1 pseudogene is annotated in these 1,482 nt (G+C 62.3%); it reads left to right on the top strand.

What is annotated here, in order from left to right:
- Window positions 1-892, top strand: a pseudogene (locus tag NKJ46_RS34575) (polysaccharide biosynthesis/export family protein); the annotation flags it as partial.
- Window positions 893-1,482 lie beyond the last annotated feature (590 nt).

Below are 1,482 nucleotides of genomic sequence, written 5' to 3'. Positions count from 1 at the left end.
GCTCGGCGAGCATGAGGAGGCTTTACGCCGCGAATTGGCCGCAGCACGAGCGGAGCTAGAGGTTATGCAGCGCGGCGTCCGTGAGCTAAGCGCCCAGGCACACCTACTGGCAGAGACGGTGGCTCAGCAAGCACAAACGCTGAAAGAGCAGCAGCGAACAGAGGAAGCGCTCGGGCTCGATCTGGAGACGGCGCAGCGCGTTATCGAAAGCTACAGGGCCGAAGCCAGTCTCTGGAACAGCGAGGAGGCTGCCGCGCCTGGAGCGCACCCCTCTATGGACGCCTCCCAGCTTGCTGCGAAGCGAACGCTTGATGACGAGCGGCACAAGGTCGAGCTCTTGGAGCAAGAACTTACCACGGCTCGCCAAACTATCGATGCTCTTAAGGCAGGCGCAAAGCTGGCAGCCGTCGAGCAGGCGAACGCCATAAGGGACCGACAGGCGGCCGAGGCCGCTCTAAAGCAGGCTCGAGAAACACTCGAGCTGGGACGCGAACGAGCAGATTCAGCCGTACGTGACCTCGATATTGTTCGCCAGCAACGCGATGCTTTAAAGCAGAACTCGGTAGAATTGAGTGCGGCGCTCGACCAAGAGCGTGAAAGGGCTATCGGTCTAGCCCGCAGCCTCAGTGCCGCGCGTGAGGCAATTGATATCGTCAAGGGTAAGCGTCGCACTGCGGCTGTGGAGCGCGCGCCGAAAGCGCGTACCCCCGCACTTGCAAGTAGGTTATCGCGTTCGGACGCCCAACCAGCCCGTAAACCGGGCTTGCCGAAAAAACAGAAAATGAAGGTCCAAAAGCCGCCGCAAACCGTTCTGCTCGCAACCGTACCTCTTCCCGCAGTATTGCTTCCAACACGGCCATCAAAAAGCTCGAGCCGCGCCAGTGAAGACTAGGGAGCGAGACGACAATGAAGAAGTATGTAGCGGCCGCGTTGACGATCGGGATCACAGTTGGGCCTGCCTCGGCTCTTGAAGCAGGCGTGGGCGGTAGGGCGGGCGGTGTCGGGGTCGGTGCTGGAGTGAGCGCCGGTTCGCAAGGCGTATCTGTGGGGGCGGGCACGAGCGTCGACGGCGTAGGCGGAGCAAATGTTGGAGCTTCGGTCGGGGCAGATGACGGATCAGTCGACGCAGGCGTTGGTGCCAGCGGCAACGTTGGTGATACAAGCACAAGTGCCACTGTGGGCGACGATCCGTCCGCCGAAAACGAAGCGGCTACCGCACCCGACAGTTCGACTGCAGCGACGGCCCCTGCCTCTGCCAAGACCGCTGGGCAATCCATCGTCTTGCCACCCGTCCTCAGGCCTTCCAAAGCCGGTGACGGTGACTCCACCAACGGGTATCCCTTTGGATCTCCGGGACCACTGACAGCGAAACCCGGTACGCCGGTTGCGGTCGTGCGAGCCTGCCGCACGGCGATCGTGGCCGCTGCGACGCCACTTGGCGCCGTCAATGTCCACGCGGTAAGCGCAGGCGCCTTGCGTCAA

Origin of the sequence: Mesorhizobium sp. M0166 (assembly GCF_040322255.1) — a bacterium.
Classification (GTDB): Bacteria; Pseudomonadota; Alphaproteobacteria; order Rhizobiales; family Rhizobiaceae; genus Mesorhizobium.
This window is presented reverse-complemented; position numbering and strand designations above follow the sequence as displayed.